Annotated in this window: 20 protein-coding genes; 12 read left to right on the top strand and 8 right to left on the bottom strand. The window is 67.2% G+C overall.

Annotated elements, in window-relative coordinates; all coding sequences use genetic code 11:
* The first annotated feature begins 1 nt into the window (after nt 1).
* Genes AC1DEM_RS19885 through AC1DEM_RS19865 form a run of 5 tightly spaced genes read left to right on the top strand, consistent with a single transcriptional unit; the run spans nt 2 to nt 5,791 of the window.
* A complete protein-coding gene (locus AC1DEM_RS19885; protein WP_476886012.1) occupies nt 2-1,051 on the top strand; it encodes an ABC transporter substrate-binding protein in 1,050 nt (349 codons plus the stop codon).
* Nucleotides 1,048-2,226, top strand: a complete 1,179-nt coding sequence (locus tag AC1DEM_RS19880; protein ID WP_476886011.1) for an LLM class flavin-dependent oxidoreductase — start codon at nt 1,048-1,050, stop codon at nt 2,224-2,226. Before AC1DEM_RS19885 ends, AC1DEM_RS19880 begins: the two co-directional genes overlap by 4 nt.
* Nucleotides 2,210-3,154 (top strand): DUF1684 domain-containing protein, encoded by a 945-nt coding sequence (locus AC1DEM_RS19875; RefSeq protein WP_476886010.1) that lies wholly within the window; start codon nt 2,210-2,212, stop codon nt 3,152-3,154. The genes AC1DEM_RS19880 and AC1DEM_RS19875 overlap by 17 nt, the downstream gene beginning before the upstream one ends.
* Nucleotides 3,151-4,347, top strand: a complete 1,197-nt coding sequence (locus AC1DEM_RS19870; protein ID WP_476886009.1) for an LLM class flavin-dependent oxidoreductase — start codon at nt 3,151-3,153, stop codon at nt 4,345-4,347. The genes AC1DEM_RS19875 and AC1DEM_RS19870 overlap by 4 nt, the downstream gene beginning before the upstream one ends.
* 10 nt (nt 4,348-4,357) lie before the next feature.
* On the top strand, nt 4,358-5,791 hold the full coding sequence (locus AC1DEM_RS19865; protein ID WP_476886008.1) for an NtaA/DmoA family FMN-dependent monooxygenase: 1,434 nt from the start codon (nt 4,358-4,360) through the stop codon (nt 5,789-5,791).
* Nucleotides 5,792-5,985: 194 nt separating this feature from the next.
* Here AC1DEM_RS19865 and AC1DEM_RS19860 read toward each other — a convergent pair whose 3' ends face one another.
* On the bottom strand, nt 5,986-6,969 hold the full coding sequence (locus AC1DEM_RS19860; RefSeq protein WP_476886007.1) for an ABC transporter substrate-binding protein: 984 nt from the start codon (nt 6,967-6,969) through the stop codon (nt 5,986-5,988).
* Nucleotides 6,970-7,253: 284 nt separating this feature from the next.
* Between AC1DEM_RS19860 and AC1DEM_RS19855 the strand changes: the two genes are divergently transcribed.
* Together AC1DEM_RS19855 and AC1DEM_RS19850 are read left to right on the top strand one after the other, a co-directional pair.
* Nucleotides 7,254-7,793, top strand: coding sequence for an SRPBCC family protein (locus AC1DEM_RS19855; protein ID WP_476886006.1), 540 nt, complete (start codon nt 7,254-7,256; stop codon nt 7,791-7,793).
* Complete coding sequence (locus AC1DEM_RS19850; RefSeq protein WP_476886005.1) at nt 7,794-8,396, top strand: DUF6919 domain-containing protein; 603 nt, start codon at nt 7,794-7,796, stop codon at nt 8,394-8,396.
* A 56-nt stretch (nt 8,397-8,452) separates the two neighbouring features.
* Here the strand turns inward: AC1DEM_RS19850 and AC1DEM_RS19845 are convergent, their stop codons facing one another.
* Nucleotides 8,453-8,782 carry an antibiotic biosynthesis monooxygenase family protein gene (locus AC1DEM_RS19845; RefSeq protein WP_476886004.1) on the bottom strand — a complete coding sequence of 110 codons (330 nt, stop codon included), beginning with the start codon at nt 8,780-8,782 and terminating at the stop codon, nt 8,453-8,455.
* Nucleotides 8,783-9,013: 231 nt separating this feature from the next.
* On the opposite strand from AC1DEM_RS19845, the gene AC1DEM_RS19840 reads away from it, so the two are divergent.
* Nucleotides 9,014-9,334, top strand: coding sequence for a GYD domain-containing protein (locus tag AC1DEM_RS19840; protein WP_476886003.1), 321 nt, complete (start codon nt 9,014-9,016; stop codon nt 9,332-9,334).
* Between the two features lie 61 nt (nt 9,335-9,395).
* Nucleotides 9,396-9,971: a hypothetical protein gene (locus AC1DEM_RS19835; RefSeq protein ID WP_476886002.1), complete on the top strand. Its 576-nt coding sequence runs from the start codon at nt 9,396-9,398 to the stop codon at nt 9,969-9,971.
* 247 nt (nt 9,972-10,218) lie between these two features.
* Here AC1DEM_RS19835 and AC1DEM_RS19830 read toward each other — a convergent pair whose 3' ends face one another.
* Entirely contained in the window at nt 10,219-11,262 is a 1,044-nt protein-coding gene (locus tag AC1DEM_RS19830) for an NAD(P)-dependent alcohol dehydrogenase (protein WP_476886001.1), read from the bottom strand.
* 144 nt (nt 11,263-11,406) lie between these two features.
* Here AC1DEM_RS19830 and AC1DEM_RS19825 point away from each other — a divergent pair, with 144 nt between their 5' ends.
* Complete coding sequence (locus tag AC1DEM_RS19825) at nt 11,407-12,300, top strand: helix-turn-helix transcriptional regulator (protein ID WP_476886000.1); 894 nt, start codon at nt 11,407-11,409, stop codon at nt 12,298-12,300.
* A gap of 23 nt (nt 12,301-12,323) precedes the next feature.
* On the opposite strand, the gene AC1DEM_RS19820 is transcribed toward AC1DEM_RS19825, so the two are convergent.
* Nucleotides 12,324-12,743 (bottom strand): DUF7793 family protein, encoded by a 420-nt coding sequence (locus AC1DEM_RS19820; RefSeq protein ID WP_476885999.1) that lies wholly within the window; start codon nt 12,741-12,743, stop codon nt 12,324-12,326.
* Nucleotides 12,744-13,218: 475 nt separating this feature from the next.
* On the opposite strand from AC1DEM_RS19820, the gene AC1DEM_RS19815 reads away from it, so the two are divergent.
* Nucleotides 13,219-14,061: an alpha/beta hydrolase gene (locus AC1DEM_RS19815; RefSeq protein WP_476885998.1), complete on the top strand. Its 843-nt coding sequence runs from the start codon at nt 13,219-13,221 to the stop codon at nt 14,059-14,061.
* Between the two features lie 262 nt (nt 14,062-14,323).
* Here the strand turns inward: AC1DEM_RS19815 and AC1DEM_RS19810 are convergent, their stop codons facing one another.
* The 4 genes from AC1DEM_RS19810 to AC1DEM_RS19795 are packed head-to-tail and all read right to left on the bottom strand — an operon-like array spanning nt 14,324 to nt 18,252.
* Nucleotides 14,324-15,445 carry an ABC transporter ATP-binding protein gene (locus tag AC1DEM_RS19810; RefSeq protein ID WP_476885997.1) on the bottom strand — a complete coding sequence of 374 codons (1,122 nt, stop codon included), beginning with the start codon at nt 15,443-15,445 and terminating at the stop codon, nt 14,324-14,326.
* A gap of 9 nt (nt 15,446-15,454) precedes the next feature.
* Nucleotides 15,455-16,282, bottom strand: coding sequence for an ABC transporter permease (locus AC1DEM_RS19805; protein WP_476885996.1), 828 nt, complete (start codon nt 16,280-16,282; stop codon nt 15,455-15,457).
* On the bottom strand, nt 16,269-17,156 hold the full coding sequence (locus tag AC1DEM_RS19800; protein WP_476885995.1) for an ABC transporter permease: 888 nt from the start codon (nt 17,154-17,156) through the stop codon (nt 16,269-16,271). Before AC1DEM_RS19800 ends, AC1DEM_RS19805 begins: the two co-directional genes overlap by 14 nt.
* A gap of 1 nt (nt 17,157) precedes the next feature.
* Nucleotides 17,158-18,252 carry an extracellular solute-binding protein gene (locus tag AC1DEM_RS19795; RefSeq protein WP_476885994.1) on the bottom strand — a complete coding sequence of 365 codons (1,095 nt, stop codon included), beginning with the start codon at nt 18,250-18,252 and terminating at the stop codon, nt 17,158-17,160.
* 587 nt (nt 18,253-18,839) lie between these two features.
* On the opposite strand from AC1DEM_RS19795, the gene AC1DEM_RS19790 reads away from it, so the two are divergent.
* On the top strand, nt 18,840-19,594 hold a 755-nt coding region (locus AC1DEM_RS19790; protein ID WP_476885993.1), incomplete at its 3' end, for a M20/M25/M40 family metallo-hydrolase.

Below are 19,594 nucleotides of genomic sequence, written 5' to 3'. Positions count from 1 at the left end.
CATGGCCATCAGCTCCGCCCTCCGCACCGCCCGTCCCAGTCCTAATCCCCGGCGGAAGCGTACGGCGCTTCCCACCGTCGTCCTCATCGGCACCCTGTCGGGCACGCTGGCACTGAGTGCCTGCGCTGATCCCGGCGCCTCCGCGGCCGCCGGCGGGCACCCGGCGACGACGGCGGCGCGCAACGGCGTCGTCTACAACACCTCGCCGGACCAGCAACGCATCAGGGCCAAGAAGGATGCGGCCCTGGCCGCGGAAGTCCCCGCGCTGATCGGCAAGGACGGCAAGCTGACCGTGGCCACGACGGCGGGCGCGATTCCGCTGTCCTTCCACGCCACCGACGACAAGACCCCGATCGGCGTCGAAGTGGACCTGGCCCAGCTGGTCGCGGACAAGCTGGGCCTGGCACTGGATGTCCAGGTGACCTCCTGGGAGAACTGGCCGCTGAAAACCCAGTCCGGCGACTTCGAGGCCGTGTTCTCCAACGTGGGCATCAACGCCGCCCGTGTGAAGCTCTTCGACTTCTCCAGCTACCGCGCCGCGTACATGGGCTTCGAGGCCAAGAAGAGCTCCAGCTACAACATCAAGGGCTCCGATGACATCTCCGGCCTGAAGATCTCCGTGGGCTCGGGCACCAACCAGGAGAAGATCCTGATCGCCTGGAACAAGGAGCTGGAGGCCAAGGGCAAGGCGCCGGCGGAGCTGCTGTACTACTCCTCCGACGCCGACACCATCCTGGCCCTGTCCTCCGGGCGCACGGACCTGAACCTCGCGCCCTACCCGTCCGTCACGTACCGGGAAAACACCCGGGACGACCTCAAGGTGGTGGGCAAGGTCAACGCCGGCTGGCCGTCCGAGACACTGGTCGCCGCCACCACGCTCAAGGGCAACGGCCTGGCCCCGGCCATCACGGACGCCCTGAACTCCGCGATCAAGGACGGCTCCTACGCCAAGGTCCTGGACCGCTGGGGACTCTCCGAGGAAGCCCTCCCGGAGTCCACAACCGTCACCGAGGCCAACTTCGGGAACGCGCCTGCAGGGAAAACACAGTGAGGTTCCAGGTCCTCGACATCATCCCGCACCTGAAAAACCCCGTCACCGGGGCGATTGTCTCCACCGCGGACCGGCTCAACCAGGTGGTGGAAACCGCGCGCCGGGCCGAGGTACTCGGCTATGACAGCTTCTCGGTCGGGGAACGCCACGCGGGCGAATTCATCTCTTCCTCCCCCACCACCGTGCTCGCCGCCATCGCCGCCGTGACCACCAGGATCCGGCTGCAAAGCGGCGTGACGGTGCTGTCCGTGCTGGACCCGGTACGGGTCGCGGAGGACTACGCCACGATCGACCAGCTGAGCCGCGGCCGGCTGGAACTGGTGATCGGCAAGGGCAACGAGGTGCTGCAGTACCCGCTGTTCGGCCTGGACCTGGCGGATCAGTGGGAGCTGCTCGCGGAGAAATACGGCCTGCTCCGCCGGCTCTGGACCGAGGAGAACGTCACCTGGTCCGGGACGTTCCGCACTGCGCTGACAGAGCCCACAACCACCACGCCCCGGCCCTTCGCCGGCGCGCCGCGGGTCTGGCACGGTTCCGCCACGAGCCTGGCCTCGGCCGCCCTGGCGGCGCAGTGGGGCGATCCGCTGTTCACGGCCAATGCCATCCAGCCGCGGGAAAACTACAAGGTGCTCATTGACCACTACCGCGAGGAATATGCACGGAACGGCCACGATCCCCGGCATCAGTATCTGGGCTCCGGATCCGGCGCCGGCGGGGTGTTCATCGCTGACACCACGCAGGAGGCCAAGCGGCAGTTCGGCCCGGTCTACGAGGCCCTCACGACCGGCAGGAATGTTCCCGGGAACAACTCCCCCTACCGGGCCATCGACCACGCCGTTGCCGAAGGTCCGGCCCTGGTGGGCAGCCCGGAGCAGGTGATCGACAAGATCCTCAGCTACCACGCGCTCTACGGCCACGATCTGCAGTCCATCTCGCTGCCTACCACGCTGCCCTTCGACCGGCAGCTGGAAATCCTGGAGCGGTTCGCCCTCGAGGTCATTCCGGCCGTCCGCGCCGCCGCGCCCACCACGCTTTGGGCCGACGGCGACCCGTACGCCGGCCGCCCGGAGGCCAGCCTCGCCGGCAAGTCCGGCGGTGCCACCGAACCCGACGCCGCCGCCCGCGTCACAGCCGACCACAACAACCACAGGAGCTCCCATGTCTACACCAACTGACACCGACAGCCGCTCGGACCTGGAATTCCTGGCCGCCGCCCCGGACCGCCGGCCCAGTCCCGACGGCCGCCCCGTTGGCGGCCCAGACGTCCGTCCCGACCGGGAACTCCTGGCCGCCTGGGCGGACTGGCGTGCCGCGCACGAACGCCACCGCGCCGACCCCCACGGCTTCCTCGCCGTCACCCACTTGCACTGGCTCGATTCCTCGCCCGCCCGGCTGGATGGCGCACCGGGCACGTGGAGCGTGGAGGACGACACCGTCCGTCTGGTGTTGCGGGCTGGCGAACGCGTCCTTCGCGACGGGCAGGAACTGAACGCGGACGGGACAGGAGCCACCGTGTTTCTCGGCCCGATTCCCGAGCGCGAGGGCCTGAATCTGCGCGTGGAAGATGCCGGCGCCGGTCATACCGTGATCGAGCTCGCCAAGCGCGGCGGCCGGTATGTGGTTCGGCCGCGGCATCCCCTGAATCCGCTGCTTACCGGCTACCGCGGCACACCCGCCTTCGAACCCACCCCCGAATATGCCATTTCAGGAATATTCGTCCCGTTCGTCGAGCCGCGCCGCACCACGGTGGGCGCCGCGGTCGAAGGCATCCAGCACGTATACGAGGCCCCAGGTGAAATCCGCTTCCGGCTGCACGGTAAGGACCTGAGCCTCACCGCCTTCAACGGCCACACTCCGGGCACGCTGTCGGTGCTCTTCACGGACGCGACGTCGGGCAAGAGCACCTACGCGGCCAACCGCTCGCTCACCGTGCCGGCTCCGGGCGCCGACGGGACGGTTGCGCTCGACTTCAACCGGGCGGTGAACCTGCCGTGCGCCTACACGGACCTCGCCACCTGCCCGCTGCCGCCGGCCGAGAACCGCCTGCCGGTGGCCATCGAAGCCGGCGAACAGATCCCCTACGAACGACAGGACGCATCATGAGCACCACTCCCGCCCAGAACGCGGCACGGGGACACGGCCTGCTGGTCCTGGAACTCGACGGCGCCGGCAGCCATCCGGCCGCGTGGCGGGTTTCCCGCACAGCCCCCGCGTCCGTGCTGGACCCGGAACACCTCCGCGGCGCCGTCCTCGCCGCCGAGTCTGCCGGGTTCCACGCGGCGACGTTTTCCGACCCCGGCCTGCCGGACCCCGCACTTTCAGATCCCGCACTGCCGGATACCGATAACCCGGACCGGGACGCCGCTGCCCGGCTCAACGCCCTGCAGCGGGCCGCGTTCGCGTCTCCCGTGACGCGCAGCCTCGCCCTGATCCCGGAAGTGGACACCGTCTACACCGAGCCATTCCACCTCTCAACCCAGCTAGCCAGCCTGGACTATGTCTCCGGCGGGCGGGCCGGCTGGCTGGTAGCCGCCTCATCAAGCGCCGCCGATGCCGCCGCCGTCGGGCGGGACACTGTGCGCGGGGAGCGGCTCTCCGGGGAGGCCGCCGATTCCATCGGGGTCAGCCGCAGGCTCTGGGACTCCTGGGAGGACGACGCCGTGATCCGCGACGTCCCCACCGGGCGCTACCTCGACGTCGACAAGCTGCACTACATCGACGTCGAGAACGGCAGCTATTCCATCAAGGGTCCGTCGATCATTCCGCGGCCGCCGCAGGGCCAGCTCCCTGTGCTGGCCCCGGCCGGGCTCCTCACTCCGGAGGCTGTCGCGGCCGGGGTGGCCGACGCGCTCCTGGTCTCGGCCCCGACGCCCGGGCTCCTGGCCGCCGAGCTCGCGGCGACGCGGGCGGCACTCGTCGCCGGCGGCAGTGGGCCTGCACTGATTGCCGAGCTCGACGTCGTGCTGGATTCCCGTGGCCAGAGCGCCGCAGAGCGGCTGGCCGGGCTGAACCGCCACACCGTGTGGCAGAGTCCGCGCGCCCGGTTCGTCGGGACGGCGGCTGAGCTGACCGAACTGCTCACCGAGGTGCTGGCCTGGGCCGACGGCATCCGCCTGCACCCCGCCGTGCTGGAGACGGATCTTGAGGAACTGTCGCGGCTGGTGCTGCCAGAGTTGCGGCGGCGCGAGCTCCTGGCCCCCACCACCCCGGACGCCACGTTCCGCGAACAGCTGGGGCTGGCGCGGCCGGCCAGTCGTTACGCTGCTGCAACCAGCGCCCCCGGCACGGAAAACTAAGGAGTCCACCATGAGCCACAGCACCCACCCCGCCGCTGAATTCACCCCATCTGGATTCACCCCGTCAGGGCAGCTCCAGCTGGGCGTGTTCTTCCAGGGCGTCAACTCCGGAACGGTCTGGAAGAGCGCCGAGTCCGGCTCGCAGACCGATTTCGAATCGTTCCGGCGCATCGCCCAAACGGCCGAGCGCGGCCTGTTCGCGGCGTTCTTCCTCGGCGAGGGCCTGCGGTTACGCGAGCACCTCGGCCGACCGCACGCGCTTGACGTCGCCGGCCGTCCCGACGCGCAGACCGCGCTGGCGGCCCTGGCGGCCGTGACCACCAACATCGGCCTGGTCGCCACCCAAAACACCACGTACAACGACCCCGCAGACCTGGCGCACCGGCTCTCCACGCTGGATCTGCTTTCCGGCGGCCGCGCGGCCTGGAACATCGTCACCACGGACAACGCCTGGACCGGCGCGAACTTCCGCCGTGGCGGCTACCTGGACCATGCAGACAGGTACACCCATGCCGAGGCCTTCGTGGAAACCGCCAAGCGAATCTGGGACGCGTGGGAGGACGGCGCCATCGCGGCCTCGGCTTCCGCCGCCCGGTGGTCGGCGGAGGGGGCGGTCCGGCGGGTGCGCCACAGCGGCCAGCACTACTCCGTGGACCTCACGCCTAGGTTGCCGCGCAGCGCCCAATACCGGCCGGTGCTGTTCCAGGCCGGGGATTCGCCCGAGGGCCGGGACTTCGCCGCCCGGCAGGCGGACGTCATCTTTTCCGCGCACCCGCAGCTCGACGACGCCCTGGACTTCCGCCGCGACATCGTGGAGCGCACGCTCCGGGCCGGCCGGGGCGCCCAGGATGTGAAGATCATGCCCGCCAGCGAGTTCATTCTCGCCGCCACTCCGCAGGAGGCCCTCGAGAAGAAGGCCTGGGTCCGCAGCCTGCAGATCGGCCCGCAGCAGGCTATCGCGTACCTCGAGCAGTTCTGGGGCCGGGAGCTGCAGGGCTACGATCCCGACGGGCCGCTGCCGGACATCGACCCCGTGGTGGAAGAGACCTCCGAAACCCGCGGAAGCGGCTTCCATGGCGCGAAGGCCCGCCAACGGGCCGACCAGTGGCGGGCCGAGGCCAAGGAAAAGGGCCTGTCCATCCGGCAGTTCGTCTCGGCCAAGACCAGCCGGGGTGACTCCACCTTCACCGGGTCCTACACCGAGGTCGCGGACCGGCTCGCCGAGTATGCCCGGACCGGCGCCGTCGACGGCTTCAACGTCTCCCCGTGGCTCGTCCCGTCTGGACTCGATGACATCGTCAACCACCTCGTGCCGGAACTCCAAGAGCGCGGCGTGTACCCCACGGCGTACGCGGGCAGCACACTGCGGGAGAACCTCGGCCTGGCCACCCCGGTGCGCGCAGCCGCCGACGCCGAGACCGACTCGGTCACGGCACGGGCCTAGGCCTAGGCCTAGGCCTACACGATCCCAGCTCGTCACCAAGCAGACACAAAGAATCCCCGCCGGAGAAGTTTCCGGCGGGGATTCTTGGCTTGCGGCACCGCCCAAACAAGCAACGCGGGGTCACATCGCGCCCATAATCCCCTCCGGGACGGGCGCGATGTGACCCCGCGATGGTTTAAGCGGGCTGAGGCGGGCTAGCTCTTCGGCAGGCCTGCCGGGTTCAGCTCCGATTTCGCTACGGCCTCCTCGGACAGCCCCCAACGGTCCAGGATCTTGGCGTAGCTGCCGTCCTGAATCAGGTGGTTCAGTCCGGCCTGGGCCGCGGCGGCAAACCCGTTGTCCTTCTTGGTGGTGACCGCGATGCTGGCCTTCAGCGGCCAGCCGCCGTCCACCAGGCCCACCAGCTTGGTCTTGGCGTCGGAAGCGGCCTTGAAGGCTGCCGTGGCGTTGGGGCCAAAGGTGAGGTCCGCCCGGCCGGACTGGACGGCCAGCTGGGAGGCGGAGTCGTCGTCGTAATACTGGAACTCCACGGGCTTGAGGCCGTTCTTCTTGTTCTCTTCATCCCAGCGCAGCAGGATCGCCTCCTGGTTGGTGCCGGAGCCGACGATCACGCGCTTGCCGGCGACGTCCGGGGCCGACTCGACTTTGGTGACGCTGCTGTCGGCCTTGGCGTAGAAGCCGAGCTTGTCCTCGCGGTAGCTGGCGAAATCGAACTTGAGCTTGCGCTCCTCCGTGACGGTGACGTTGGAGAGCACTGCCTCATACTTGCCGGAATCGACGCCGAGCGGCCAGTCGGCCCACGCGGTCGGGACAATATCCGCCTCCAGGCCCAGCGACTCGGCCAGCGCGACGGCGAGATCCACCTCATTGCCCACCGGGGTCTTGTTGTCCGTGGCGTAGACGGCCAGCGGCGCCGCGAACGGACTCACCGCCACGGTCAGTTTCCCGTCCTTCCTGATGGCTTCCGGGACCAGCGCTGCGGCCGCGGCATCCACTGTGGCCTTGATGCGGTCCTGCTGCGGAGAGAGGTTGAACTGCTTGATGCCGGAGGAGGACGACGGCGCCGCGGATGTGCCGCCGGCAGCGGCGGCGCCCGGATCGGAGCAGGCCGCGAGACCCAGAACGGTGGTGGCCGCCAACGCTACGGCGACGCCGGACTTGAACGAAAGACTCGACATGGTTTCTCCTTGAAAGGGGTGGTCTGTGGTGCTGGTGCCAGCAACTATCCGGGGCGCGGGAATGCCGGTCAAAGCGCCGCGAAACCGGGTGAAACCAAGGGATACAGGCGGTAATACCCGTTCATCCGGCGTCCGCGGACGCCGCCTGGGGACGCCGGAGTGTTACCGAAGATTGCCCTGCGTGACGTGGCGGGACGGAATTGTTCACGGCCCGCCACAACTGGCCTAGCCTGCATAGAAGACCTGCAGGGTGACAGCACGACACAGGAGGGGTGAACTTGTCAGTGAGCACGGACCACAGGACGCACCGGACCACGCACCGGCTCGGCATCAACGCCCCGGCGGACCTCGTCTTCGGCATGCTGCGGGACGCCTCCCACTGGCCTTATCTCGACGGCCTGACGGTGTACTCCGAGCGGGTCAGCGGCGACGACGCCGCGCACGAGCTCCGCACGTCCTTGGTTTCGAACGGCTCGCTCAGCTCAAGCCACTGCTGGCGCGTCTTTGATGCCGCCAGCCACCGCGCGGAGTTCCACCAGTTGGACCTCGAACCCCCGCTCCGAGAACTTGCTGGCGACTGGGAGATCCGCCCGGCGGACGGGCTCTCCGTGGTCACCCTGAACCACGAGTTCGAGGTCGACGATGAGCAGCTCGCCGAGCGCATTAATGCGATTATCGATGACTACAGCAGGCGTGAACTGGAGGCGCTCCGGGTCAGCTGCGAACGGTTGTCCGTCCTCCTGCAGCACCACGCCCCGCAGACGCACCCCGCACCGCAAACCCCGCCGCACCCCACACCGCAGTCCACAGCAAAGGAGGCCTAAATGTCAGAGGACAGGTTCACAACCGAACGGGACAGCTTCGGCCGGCTTCTCGCGGACCGCGAAGTCTGGCGGCAGGCCGCCACCATCGCGGCGGCCGGCGAGCTGACCGCCCGCTGGCTCGAGGGCACCAGCGAATACCAGCCCGGAGTCTTCTCGCGCGGGTTCGACGACGAGACCAAGGCCATCGCCGCAGAGCTTGCCCTCCTCAACCGCAACGGGCTCTTCACCAAGGAATCGCAGCCTGGCGTTCAGGCCGGTGGCGTCGCGCAGCGCGCCTATGTGACGGCCTTCTGCAGCGCGGAGACGGCGTCGGACCTCCTGGCCTTGTCCACCCGAACCGGACTGGTGACGGTTGCGCATGCCCCCGGTGAGACGAGCAGCGCCTCTATCCCGGTGACCCTCCAGGACGGCGACGTGGTGACAGTGCTCGGAAGCAGCGAGGGGCCGGTTGGGGAAGACCAGCTCAGGGACTGGGCGGCCGAGACCAACGAGACACTGGCCCTGGTCCTGGCGGATGCCTGGTACGTGGAAATCTTCGATCCCGTCTGGGGCCGGAACGATCTCTTGCTGACTTCTGTGTTTGCGGCGCTGCAGGTCGAATAGCCCTGCGGGACGGTGCGCGGCCGGACAGCCGGCGGCCCCCCGATTCCCGCGGAAACTCACATGTCGGTCGCGTCCCAGCCGATGCTGGCTGCCTCGTCCAGCGTGCGCGACTCAAAATGCTCCAGGATGTCTTTCATTGCCTCGACGCTCTGCTTGAACAGGGAAGAGGCCCGCCACTGCTCAATCTGTTCCAGGGACTCCCAGGGACCGGTGCTGATGAACCTGTTTTTGACGTCGCGGTCGTGCATCAGCACCCCTTTGGCGTTGGGAAAATCCTCCTTCGTTTTCCTGGCCAGGTCCCGCCAGGCCTGCACAAAATCGTTCTCGCGGCCGGGATGCACCAGCCAGATTCCGAGCGTGTAGACAGACACGTCGATCGCCTCCATTGTGCGTTCGGGGTTGATACGGCGATTATGTTCCAGTCCTTTGGCCGGCGGTAGGGCCGGATTGCCCGGCGCGATGACCCGGGGCCCGCCAAAAGACCGTTGTACCGGGTGAAGTGGAAGGCCTAGCATGTGGGCAGGCCCCACTCTGGGGACCAGCCCCGGACCTTCCAACATTTGGAGCGGGCAGGCTTGGGAGGCCGCTGTCCTGGGCGTCACAGGATAGGAAAAACGATGAGCAAATATCTGTTCGAAGCGAATTACGTCGGCGACGGAATCAAGGGCCTCATGCGTGAGGGCGGCACCAAGCGGCGTGACGCGGTGGTCGAAGCCCTCAAATCGGTGGGCGGCTCACTCGACAGCTTTTACTACGCCTTCGGAGAGACCGACGTCGTGGGGGTCTTCGATATCCCCGATCAGGCCAACGCAGTCGCGCTGTCGCTGATGATCAACTCCACCGGCGCCGTGAACCTGCACCTGAAACCGCTCATGACTCCGGAGGATCTTGACGAGGCAGCCACGAAGACGCCGTCGTACCGGGCACCGGGGCAATAGATCAAGAACACCGTGCCGCCGTTCTCGCCGTCTCCGCCGTCGGAGCCAGTAGGCTCGGGGCATGGCACTGGGGAAGTCACAGCGGAAGTCACTTGGTGGGGGAAGACACTGGATGCGCGGCGCCGTGCTGCTGTTGGCGGTGGCCGGCACCGCAGCAGGCCTGGCCGGATGTGAATACCCCGATGACGTAGCAGACCCGACGGCGGCCCCCACCAGGGCGGGCCGGGCGGCCCCGCCGCCTCCCCCGCGGGTAGACCCCGGCCTCCCCGCGGCCGAGCAGCGCAACTTGGGCAAGCTCGAAGCAGTCCTCGGCACCCGGCCGGGCGGGCTTGTTCTCGGCGGAACGGGCGGGATTGGCGGCAGCGGATTCCGCCACTCGGCCGCTGCGGTGCCGAAGGGAACCTACACGCTCACCGCCGCCTGCATCGGCGCACCGCATGCGCTCTTGACGGTGTCCCAAGACGGCCTCCGGGGCGGGGGCAGCGCGGAGATGAACCTGGACTGCGGAGCAGTTGAGACAACGCGGGTCGAGCTGAGGGCCGGACCAGTCCAGGTTCAGGGACTCCGTCCCGGCACCGACGCCGCCGGTGCCGAAGTGGCGGGCTTCTGGATGGTCTCGGCCGCACCGGGGTCCTAGCCGGGCACCGGCTGCGGGGCCAACGGCTTTACGGCAAGCGCTCCCGGCAAGGTCAATCAGGCCACCGGCCCTGGTGTGCCGGGCCGGGCCCCGCACCGCAGAGACGGCGGGGCCCCGCACCGGCAGCATCGGAGAATTTAGCACAGCCGTATTACTCGGCGCCGTTGCATTCCTCGTCGCTCACGAGGTCACCCACTCGGACTCCGCGCCCTCGGACAGCGGCGCAGGTCCCTTGGCGGGCGCCGTCCTAGTTCAGGGTCGCGGTGTCAATCACGAAGCGGTAGCGGACGTCGGAGGCCAGGACGCGTTCGTAGGCGTCGTTGACCTTCGCGGCCGGGATGACCTCGATCTCGGCGCCCAGACCGTGCTCAGCGCAGAAGTTGAGCATTTCCTGGGTTTCGCGGATGCCGCCGATGGCGGAACCGGCGAAGGACCGGCGCCCCATGATCAGGGAGAACACGTTCACCGGGAGCGGTTCCGCGGGCGCGCCGACGTTGACCAGGGCGCCGTCGAGGGACAGCAGCTGCAGGTAGGCGCTGATGTCGATCGCGGCACTGACCGTGTTGATGATCAGGTCAAAGGTGCCGGCAAGTTCCGTGAACGTGTTTTCGTCGCTCGTCGCGTAGTAGTGGTCCGCGCCCAGGCGAAGCCCGTCTTCCTGCTTCTTTAGCGACTGGGACAGGACGGTGACGTCGGCGCCCATGGCGTGGGCGATCTTGACTGCCATGTGGCCCAGCCCGCCCAAGCCGACGATCGCAACCTTTTTCCCCGGGCCCGCGCCCCAGTGGTTCAGCGGCGAGTAGGTGGTGATGCCGGCGCACAGCAGCGGCGCGGCGACGTCGAGCTCGATGCCCTCCGGGATGGTGACTACGAAGTCTTCGGCCACCACCACGTGGGTGGAGTAGCCGCCCTGGGTGATGGTGCCGTCACGGTCGACAGCGCCGTAGGTGCCGGTGTTTCCGGCGAGGCAGTACTGCTCCTCGCCGGCCTGGCAATTGACGCACTCGCCGCAGGAGTTGACCATGCAGCCGACGCCGACGCGGTCGCCGACCGTGTGCTTGGTAACGGCGGAGCCGATCTCGGTGACGATCCCGGCGATTTCGTGGCCGGGGACCAGCGGGTAGGTCTGCGGACCCCAGTCGCCGCGGACGGTGTGGATGTCCGAATGGCAGATCCCGGCGAACTTGATGTCGATCAGGACATCGTGCGGGCCCACGTCGCGGCGCTCGATGGTGGTGAGGGCGAGCGGCTCGGTCGCGGAGGGTGATGCGTAAGCGTTGACGGTAAGCAATGAATCTCCTGCTTGTTGATCGTTGGGGGTTGTTCAACGGAACACCATCCATCAAACCCGTCTTCGCAGCGCTGAGGGAGTCACTGCTGATAGGGGTACTGGCAGGGCCTCCCTCAGCGAGCCGTAAGGCCTAACGTTGATGGCATGGACAATCGAGACGCGACCCGCGAATTCCTTGCCTCGCGCCGGGCGAAGATCACCCCCGAGCAGTCGGGGCTGCCGGTCTATGGCGCCAAGCGCCGGGTGCCGGGGCTGCGCCGCGGGGAGGTCGCGATGCTGGCCGGCGTCAGCGTCGAGTATTACACCCGGCTGGAGCGCGGAAACCTGTCCGGCGTTTCGGAAGGTGTACTGGACGCGGTGGCGAGGGCTCTGCAGCTCGACGACGCCGAACGGGCCCACCTTTTCGACCTTGCCCGGGCGGCGGCCCCGGGCAGCCGGACCCGCCGTCGACCCCGTCCCGCGGAGTCCGTCCGACGCAGCGTGCAGCTGACCCTGGACGCCATCACCAACGCGCCCGCCTTTGTGCGGAACGGGCGCATGGACATCATTGCGGCCAACCCGCTGGGTTACGCCCTGTATTCGGACATGTATGTTGGACCGGCCCGTCCGGCCAACCATGCCCGCTTCATCTTCCTGGACGGCCGCTCGCGCAGCTTCTATCCGGACTGGGAGCGTGCGGCGAGCGACACCGTCGCGATCCTGCGCACCGAGGCCGGCCGGGACCCCTTCGACCGCGGACTGACCGACCTTGTGGGCGAGCTATCGACGCGGAGCGAGGAATTCCGCACCTTGTGGGCCGCGCACAACGTGCGCCAGCACTACACCGGGCTCAAGCACTTCCACCACCCGGTGGTCGGGGAACTCCACCTGATGTTCGAGGCCTTGGATGTCTCGGCCGACGCCGGGCTGTCGCTGCTGGTCTACAACGCCGAGCCCGGCTCCGCGTCGGAGGACGCGCTGCGGCTGCTGGCCAGCTGGGCCGCGACCAACCGGCAGGTCAAGGAGGCCGACGCAACAACGACGGCGGAAAAGGCCTAAGCGCACGGCGCTGGCCGGAATGGTCACGCCCGGGCGGAAAGGCCGTCCGCGTATCCACCGGGCTGGGCGCCGGTGGTGGTGAAGTTGTTCAGCCAGGCCATGGCGTCGTCCCGGGAAGTGAAGAATTCGTGGGGGTAGCGGGTGTGCCGGCTCATTGCCGCCGCAATCACGCGATCCACGGTGCTGGATCCAAGCACGGCGATCGCCAGAACCCCTGTTGTCTGCGCGAACTCGTATCTGGCGGCCGCGCTGATCTCCACGTCCGTCATCTCGGAGAGCATCGGCATCGGGGTTCCGCCGCTGACCTGCGCTACGGCCCGCATGGCGTCCCTGGCGTCGTGGACATCTACAGACGAGCCGGGCTGCCAGACCGATGTGATGATGCCCGCGCTGACGCTCAGCACGTTCTTTCCATCAGCAGCTGCAATCTGTCCTGGCATCATCGAAACCATTGTAGGTCCGGCCATGCCAAGCCAGGGCTTTGGGGCCCGGTGCGCGTGGCGGGCCGCAAAGCCGTGGCTAATTGCGGCTGACAGGGGGCCCGCCGTCGCGCTGGCCCCAGGACATGCTCCCCGGTGCTGCCCGGCAATAAGCATGCCCCCACTGCCTGCCCCGCGGGGACATGTCCCCTTCCCGGAAGGGACATGTCCCTCGGCGCAGCCCGGGAATGGACTTAGTGAGACTATGCCCATCCCTGAGCGCCAGAGGAGGGCATGTCCCCGGGCCGGTCGCTGCCGGACGAAACCCCGCCTGCCGACTAACAGGGTGTACCCCGGTTGCCACTTGGCCTGCAGCCCGTGCCGGTATCCAGCGAAATCGTTGCCATCGGCACGGTCCGCGGGCATACTCGTGCCTGCGGGAAGTCGTCCCCGCGTCCCCCATAACGGCCCGCTAAGCACACGCGAACGGATGAGCGCCATGGCTGATATGACCAACCTTGAGCAACAGCAGGTGGACCGGGCCAACGCTTCCGGCCTCAAACCCGTCGTCTTCGTCCACGGACTGTGGCTCCTGTCCAGCAGTTGGGACCGGTGGCGGGCCCTATATGAGGAGAACGGCTACACCACGCTCGCCCCCACGTGGCCCGATGATCCCGAAAGCGTCGACGAGGCCAGACGCGACCCGGAGGTCTTTGCCAAGAAGATGGTCAAGCAAGTCACGGACCACTACCTCGACGCGATTGGCCAGCTGACCGTCAAGCCCGCCGTCGTTGGGCATTCCTTCGGCGGACTCATCGCCCAGCGAATTGCCGGAACGGGAGCCTCTGCGGTCACAGTGGCGATCGACCCCGCACCGTTTCGGGGTGTCCTGCCCCTGCCGGCCTCAGCCCTGAAGTCGGCAGCGCCTGTTCTCGCGAATCCCGCCAACGCCAGGCGCGCCGTGTCCTTGACCTTTGACGAATTCCGTTTCGGCTGGGCCAATGCCTTGGACGAGGACGAAGCCCGCCAGTTGTTTGACGATTTTCATGTCCCGGCATCAGGCGTGCCGCTCTTCCAGGCTGCAACGGCAAACCTCAACCCGTTCACCGAGGCCAAGGTTGACACGAAGAATCCGGATCGGGGGCCGCTGCTGATCATCTCCGGGGAGAAAGACCACACAGTACCGTGGGCCATCGCCAATGCGTCCTACAAGAGGCAAGAAAGAAACTCGGCGCACACAGCAATTACTGAACTACCCGAACGCGGCCACTCTCTCACGATCGATCACGGCTGGCCTGAAGTCGCCCAAACCGCCCTGGACTTCATCAAAGAGTTCGGCTGACTACTACACGGCATCGTCACCGCTTCCGGCAGGGGGCATGCCCCCTGCCGGAACTCAGCAGTGGGCATGTCCCCCTCCCGGAAGGGACATGTCCCTCCGAGCGGCTCAGGGATGGACATAGTGGGCGTATGTCCATCCCTGGCTGCCGGAGGAGGGCATGTCCCCACACGGGTGCTTTTGCGCTCTCCCTCGCACCGGACATGCTTTGCGGTGCTGTCCGGCAATGAGCATGTCCCCCAAGGCCTGTGGACCGCTCCCGGGGTCAGGACTCCAGGACCAGCAGCTGGGCCTTGTCCGGTTCCCAGCCCACCCACAGCTCCTCATCCGGCAGGATCCCGGCGGCCCGGTCGGAGCTCAGCTCGCGGAGCTGGAGTTCGTGGCCGCCGGCCGTGAGGCGGTGGCGGACCGTGGCGCCCAGATTCGTCGAGGACACCAGGGTCGCGGCGCATCTGTTGCCCGCCGAGGCCGGCGTCCTGAACTTGAGGTGCTCCGGTCGGATGGAGACGGCGTAGTTCTCGCCGCCGGCCCCGCGGTCCCGGACCTTGGCCAGACCAAGTCCGCCGAGGTCCACCACTGCCTCCTCGCCGTTTCGCTCCACGATGGTGCACGGGATGAGGTTCGTGTCGCCGAGGAAGCTGGCTACCCAGTCGGTGAGGGGGTGGTTGTACACCTCCTCCGGCGGCCCGGACTGCACGATCTTCCCGTCCTTCATCACCACGATCCGGTCCGACATGGCCATGGCCTCGTCCTGGTCGTGCGTCACGAACAGCACGGAGATGCCCAGGCCCTTCTGCAGGGTCTTGATCTCCTCCTGCATCTGCTCGCGGAGGCGCTTGTCCAGGGCTGCCATCGGCTCATCCAGCAGCAGTGCCGCCGGGTTGAAAACCAGCGCCCGGGCCAGCGCCACCCGCTGCTGCTGCCCGCCGGAGAGCTGGCGCGGCTTCCGGCCGCCCATCTTGCCCAGTCCCACCCGGTCGAGGGCTTCCTCCGCGCGCTGGCGCCGTTCCGGTCGCGGCACCTTCCTCATACGGAGCGCGAACTCCACGTTTTCCAGCGCGCTCATGTGCGGGAACAGGGCATAGTTCTGGAACACCACACCGAGGTTGCGGTCCCGGGGCGGCAGCGAGTCCACGGGCCTGCCGTCAATCAGGACGGTTCCGGCGGTGTGTTCTTCAAACCCCGCAACCATCATCATGGTGGTCGTCTTGCCGGAGCCGCTGGGGCCGAGCAGGGTCACGAACTCTCCGGGCTGAACCGTCAGGTCCAACTCGTCCACGGCAACGACGTCGCCGTAGTGCTTGCTGACCTGGCGGAGCTCAATGGCGCCCTGGGCGGCCCTGCCCGTCCCGGGAATTGATTCCGCGGAAATCACTGATGCGGTCATCGACTTTCCTTACGTTTGTGCGGACACGGCCAGCGGCAGCATCCGGGTTGAAGATCGGCGCTTGAGGACAAACATGACCTGGAGCAGCAGCCCGATTGTGGCGACGCTGACCAGCAGGGCCGACGACACCGCGATCTTCGGGGTCAGGTTGAACTGGATATCCGTGAACATCTTGACCGGCAAGGTGGTGGCGCCCGGGGACTGCATGAACAGGGACATCACCGTCTCATCGATCGAGACCGAGAACGCGAAGAGCGCCCCGGAGATCAGGCCGGGCAGGATGATGGGCAGATACACGTGCCGCAGGACGGAGAGCGATCCCGCCCCCAGGCTCTGCGCCGACCGGACCAGGGCCGGGTTGAGCCCGGCGAGGCTGGCACGGGTGGTCAGGTACACGTAAGGGGTCGCGATCACTGCGTGCGCCAGGCCGATGGGCACGATGCTGCCCACCATCCCGATCGAGATGAAGAACTGGTAGAACGCCAGCGCAAGCACCACGGTCGGCACGATCATCGGCGCGAGGATCAGACCCACCACTGCGGGCTGTCCAGGGAACTTGCGCCCGTGCAGGCCGATCGCCGCGGTTGCGCCCAGCAGCACACCGATCACGACGGCGATCGCCGCCGACTGCAGGCTGGCCGTCAGCGCGGAGGTCCAGGCCCGGTCGGCGAAGAACCCGGCCACGGCGGCGAAGGAGATCCCCTCGGGCGGGAAGGTGATGTAGCGGCTGTCATTCAGCGCGACCGGCACCACAATCGCCGTCGGAATGACGAGAAAAAGGAAGGCCGGGATGGAAAGCAGCGCCAGCAGGCGGTGCTGCGGATTAATTGTCTTCATGTTGGCCTCCCGCCTTGAGGACGCGCTGGTAGACGGCCACGAGGATGCTGACCATGACCGTCAGGATGACGGCCAGTGCAGCGGCCCCGGAGAAGTCCGTGAGCTGTCGGGCGTAGTAGTCGATCTGGTTGGCGATCATCATGTCGCCGGGTCCGCCCATGACCACGGGCGTGATGAAGAAGCCCGTGCTAATGATGAAGACCAGCAGCCCGGCCGCGGAAACGCCGGGCATGCTCAGCGGCAGCGTGATCCTGCGGAACACGGATCCCTCCCGCGCGCCCAGCGAGCGGGCCGCCAGCCCCAGCCGGTCATCGATCGATGCCAGCGAGGAGAAGATCGGGAACACCGCGTACGGCAGCAGGCAGTGCACCATGCCGACGATCACGGCGAAACGGTTGTGCAGCAACGGGATCGGCGCACCGGTAAGCCCGATTCCCTGCAGAAAGGCGTTCACTATGCCGTTGTCCTGAAGCAGGACCGCCCAGGCGAAGTTCTTCACCAGGATGCCGGTCCAGAACGGCAGGAGCACGACGGCGAACAGGATCACCCGGGTGACTGTTCCGGCCCGCCACAGGACCATGGCAATGATGTAGCCGAGCACCACCGTGACAATGGTGCTCGCCAGGCTGATAGTCAGGGTGTTGACCAGCGCCCGCACCACCAGCGGGTCCTCGAGGACCCGCTGGTAGGCGTTGTCGGCGAAGCTTGCGCCGACCAACTTGCCCAGCGGCGTCAGGAACAGCACGACGTCGAAGGCAAGGATCGGGGCCAGCAGCAGCCACCAGCCGCTGCGCCGCCGTCGTGGTGCCGCTTCAGCGCCGGGAGGCGCACCGCGGCCCCGCGGCCGCGTCCGTTCCAGAGTTGCGTTGCTCATCTCAGCTGGCCTGCCAGAGCTTGAACTGCTGCTCGGTCTTCTTCAGGTTCTGCGACCACCACTTGTCGTCCCGGACCAGGATCTTGTCCGCAAGGCGGGGGCTGGTGGGAAGCGTGTCCGCGATTTCCTTCGGCAGCTTGGACAGCGCCGGGGTGTTGGCAAGGGTCAGGTTGGTGACCTTGTCGAACGCTGCGCCGGCCTCGGCGTCGTTGGACATGAAGTTCATCAACTTGAAGGCCGCTTCCTTGTTCTTGGCGCCCTTCGGCACCACGAAGTAGTCGCCGGCGAGGACGGCGTTTTCTGCGGAGAAGTTCAGCTTTGCGCCGTCGTGGCGGGCTGCGTTGATGCGGTTGTTGAAGCTGGTGGAGAGGGAGACCTCACCGGAGGTGAGCTGCTGGATGGGCTCCTGGTTGGCGGCGTGGTAGATCAGCCGGTCCTTGCCCGGGTGCTGGCCCAATACTCTCAGGGCCCGGTCGACGTCGAGGGGGTAGATCTGGTCGAACGGGACACCGTCGGCCAGCAGGGCGGCTTCCAGGACGGAGCTGTCGGAGAGCTGGTTATACACGGAGCGCTTGGTGTTGTACTTGCCCTGGTCGAAGAACTGGGCCCAGTCCTTCGGTGCCTGCGCGTCAGAAATGACCTTCTGGTCCCACGCCATGACGAACAGGAAGCTCAGGTACTTGATGCCGTACTCGGCCTTCGCGTAACCCGGCAGGCCCTTGTCGCTGATGATGTCGTAGTCGAACTTCTCCAGCAGCCCCTCGGCCACGGCTACTTCGTACTCCGGCGCCGTGATTTCCACGAGGTCCCACTGCACGTCGCCGGACTGGACCTGGGCCTTCAGCGCGGCGAGGCTCGTGTTGGCCAGCAGCGTTGTCTGGATCCCGGACTGCTTGGAGAACGGGTCCAGGATGGTCTGGGTCAGCTGGTCGTTGTAGGAGCCACCGTAGGACGTGACCGTCACCGTCTTGTTCGCGGCGGCACTTTCGGCGGGCTTGGCCGCGCAGCCGGAGAGCGCCAGACCCGCAAACGGCGTCAGCGCTGCCGCTTTGAGGAGCTGTCTGCGGTCAAAGGGAGTGGAACGGAATGCTGTCATGGGGGACAGTGCCTCTCATGTACGCGGGCACGCCGAAAGAAGGCGCGCCGGATTGCGGGCGTGGTGGGGTGCGGTGCGGGTGGTTGCGTTGGCGCCGTGAAGGTTCAGCGCAGTAAAGAATTAGCGCAGTAAAGAAACAGGAAGTGACAGCGGCGGTTCGCGCGCGCCATCTCCTCCCCTTGGAGATCTCGAGTCCGCCTTCCGGCGGCTTTTCGGTTTCGCAACTCTAACTGTGAAGTTGCTCACTAGTCAACAGTTGTATTGCTTTAAGAAACAGTGGAATTCTGGTCCGGACTCTCCCCGAACGGGGGCTCACCTTCGCCCGCCACGCGCGATCAAGCACCTGGCACCTGTCACCTGTCATCCCACGCGCGCATCGGCCGGCCCTACCCGCAAATTTCCTCAGGAGATTCACAGCTTCAGAGGCTAGGGCAGATGCCGCCGAAGGACTGACAATGAGAGCGATCTGATAGGAGAATTTGCCGGGCGATGGCGGCCGCGACTTACTGGAGCGTCAGTGGCAAGCGTCTTGACCAATCGAGCCGGAAGCAATTGAAACTGGTTCCGACTACTGATGGGTCCCCGACATGATCACGCTGCGAAAACACCTACTTCCCTCGGTTCTCGCCCTCGTTCTGCTCTCGACCGCGGCGTGCACCCCCGGTCCCCCGTCCGGCTCCCGATCCGATTCGCCCTCCAGCGCCGCGGCGAGCAAATCTCCCAAGCCCGCCAAGTCCGCCATTCCCAGTGCTTCGGTGCCCCAGGTGGAGCCTGTCAGCGCGGCGGACGCGCGGACGGTGCTGGCGGCTTTCAAGTCCCGGAACATGGCGGGGCACATGCAGGCGCTGCAGCGCATTGCCGATGCCAATGGCGGCAACCGCGCTTCGGGCACGTCCGGATATGAGGAATCGGGCCGCTATGTGGAGGAGCAACTGCGGGCGGCCGGGTATGAACCGGTGCGGCAGACCTTCACGTTCAAAGGCGAGCGCCGGGGCAAGCCGCGGGTGGAGTCCTTCAATATCATCGCCGACACCGGCGGCGATGCCGGACACACCGTGGTGGTGGGCGCGCACCTGGACTCCGTGCGCCAGGGCCCGGGCATCAACGACAACGGCAGCGGGGTAGCGGCGGTCCTGGAGACCGCGCGGTGGATGAAGGAGGCCGGGATCAAGCCGGCCAACCGGGTCCGGTTTGCGTTCTGGGGCGGGGAGGAGGACGGGCTGTACGGGTCCCAGCACTACGTCGACGAGCTCAGCCAGGCCGAGGTCGGCCAGACCGCGGCGAACCTGAACGTGGACATGGCGGCCTCGCCCAACGGTGTGCGGTCCGTGCATGACGGGGA

The sequence above is a fragment of the Arthrobacter sp. 05T420 genome (assembly GCF_056396305.1).
The sequence above is the reverse complement of the archived record's forward strand: the minus strand, read 5'-3'. Positions and strand labels throughout refer to the sequence as shown.

Excerpts from the sequence above, each read along its gene's own strand:
- AC1DEM_RS19800 (WP_476885995.1), bottom strand. The coding sequence starts at position 17,156 with ATGAGCAACGCAACTCTGGAACGGACGCGGCCGCGGGGCCGCGGTGCG.
- AC1DEM_RS19820 (WP_476885999.1), bottom strand. The coding sequence starts at position 12,743 with ATGATGCCAGGACAGATTGCAGCTGCTGATGGAAAGAACGTGCTGAGC.
- AC1DEM_RS19845 (WP_476886004.1), bottom strand. The coding sequence starts at position 8,782 with ATGGAGGCGATCGACGTGTCTGTCTACACGCTCGGAATCTGGCTGGTG.
- AC1DEM_RS19810 (WP_476885997.1), bottom strand. The coding sequence starts at position 15,445 with ATGACCGCATCAGTGATTTCCGCGGAATCAATTCCCGGGACGGGCAGG.
- AC1DEM_RS19870 (WP_476886009.1), top strand. The coding sequence starts at position 3,151 with ATGAGCACCACTCCCGCCCAGAACGCGGCACGGGGACACGGCCTGCTG.
- AC1DEM_RS19815 (WP_476885998.1), top strand. The coding sequence starts at position 13,219 with ATGGCTGATATGACCAACCTTGAGCAACAGCAGGTGGACCGGGCCAAC.
- AC1DEM_RS19825 (WP_476886000.1), top strand. The coding sequence starts at position 11,407 with ATGGACAATCGAGACGCGACCCGCGAATTCCTTGCCTCGCGCCGGGCG.
- AC1DEM_RS19875 (WP_476886010.1), top strand. The coding sequence starts at position 2,210 with ATGTCTACACCAACTGACACCGACAGCCGCTCGGACCTGGAATTCCTG.
- AC1DEM_RS19865 (WP_476886008.1), top strand. The coding sequence starts at position 4,358 with ATGAGCCACAGCACCCACCCCGCCGCTGAATTCACCCCATCTGGATTC.
- AC1DEM_RS19835 (WP_476886002.1), top strand. The coding sequence starts at position 9,396 with ATGGCACTGGGGAAGTCACAGCGGAAGTCACTTGGTGGGGGAAGACAC.
- AC1DEM_RS19805 (WP_476885996.1), bottom strand. The coding sequence starts at position 16,282 with ATGAAGACAATTAATCCGCAGCACCGCCTGCTGGCGCTGCTTTCCATC.
- AC1DEM_RS19840 (WP_476886003.1), top strand. The coding sequence starts at position 9,014 with ATGAGCAAATATCTGTTCGAAGCGAATTACGTCGGCGACGGAATCAAG.
- AC1DEM_RS19850 (WP_476886005.1), top strand. The coding sequence starts at position 7,794 with ATGTCAGAGGACAGGTTCACAACCGAACGGGACAGCTTCGGCCGGCTT.
- AC1DEM_RS19860 (WP_476886007.1), bottom strand. The coding sequence starts at position 6,969 with ATGTCGAGTCTTTCGTTCAAGTCCGGCGTCGCCGTAGCGTTGGCGGCC.
- AC1DEM_RS19795 (WP_476885994.1), bottom strand. The coding sequence starts at position 18,252 with ATGACAGCATTCCGTTCCACTCCCTTTGACCGCAGACAGCTCCTCAAA.
- AC1DEM_RS19885 (WP_476886012.1), top strand. The coding sequence starts at position 2 with ATGGCCATCAGCTCCGCCCTCCGCACCGCCCGTCCCAGTCCTAATCCC.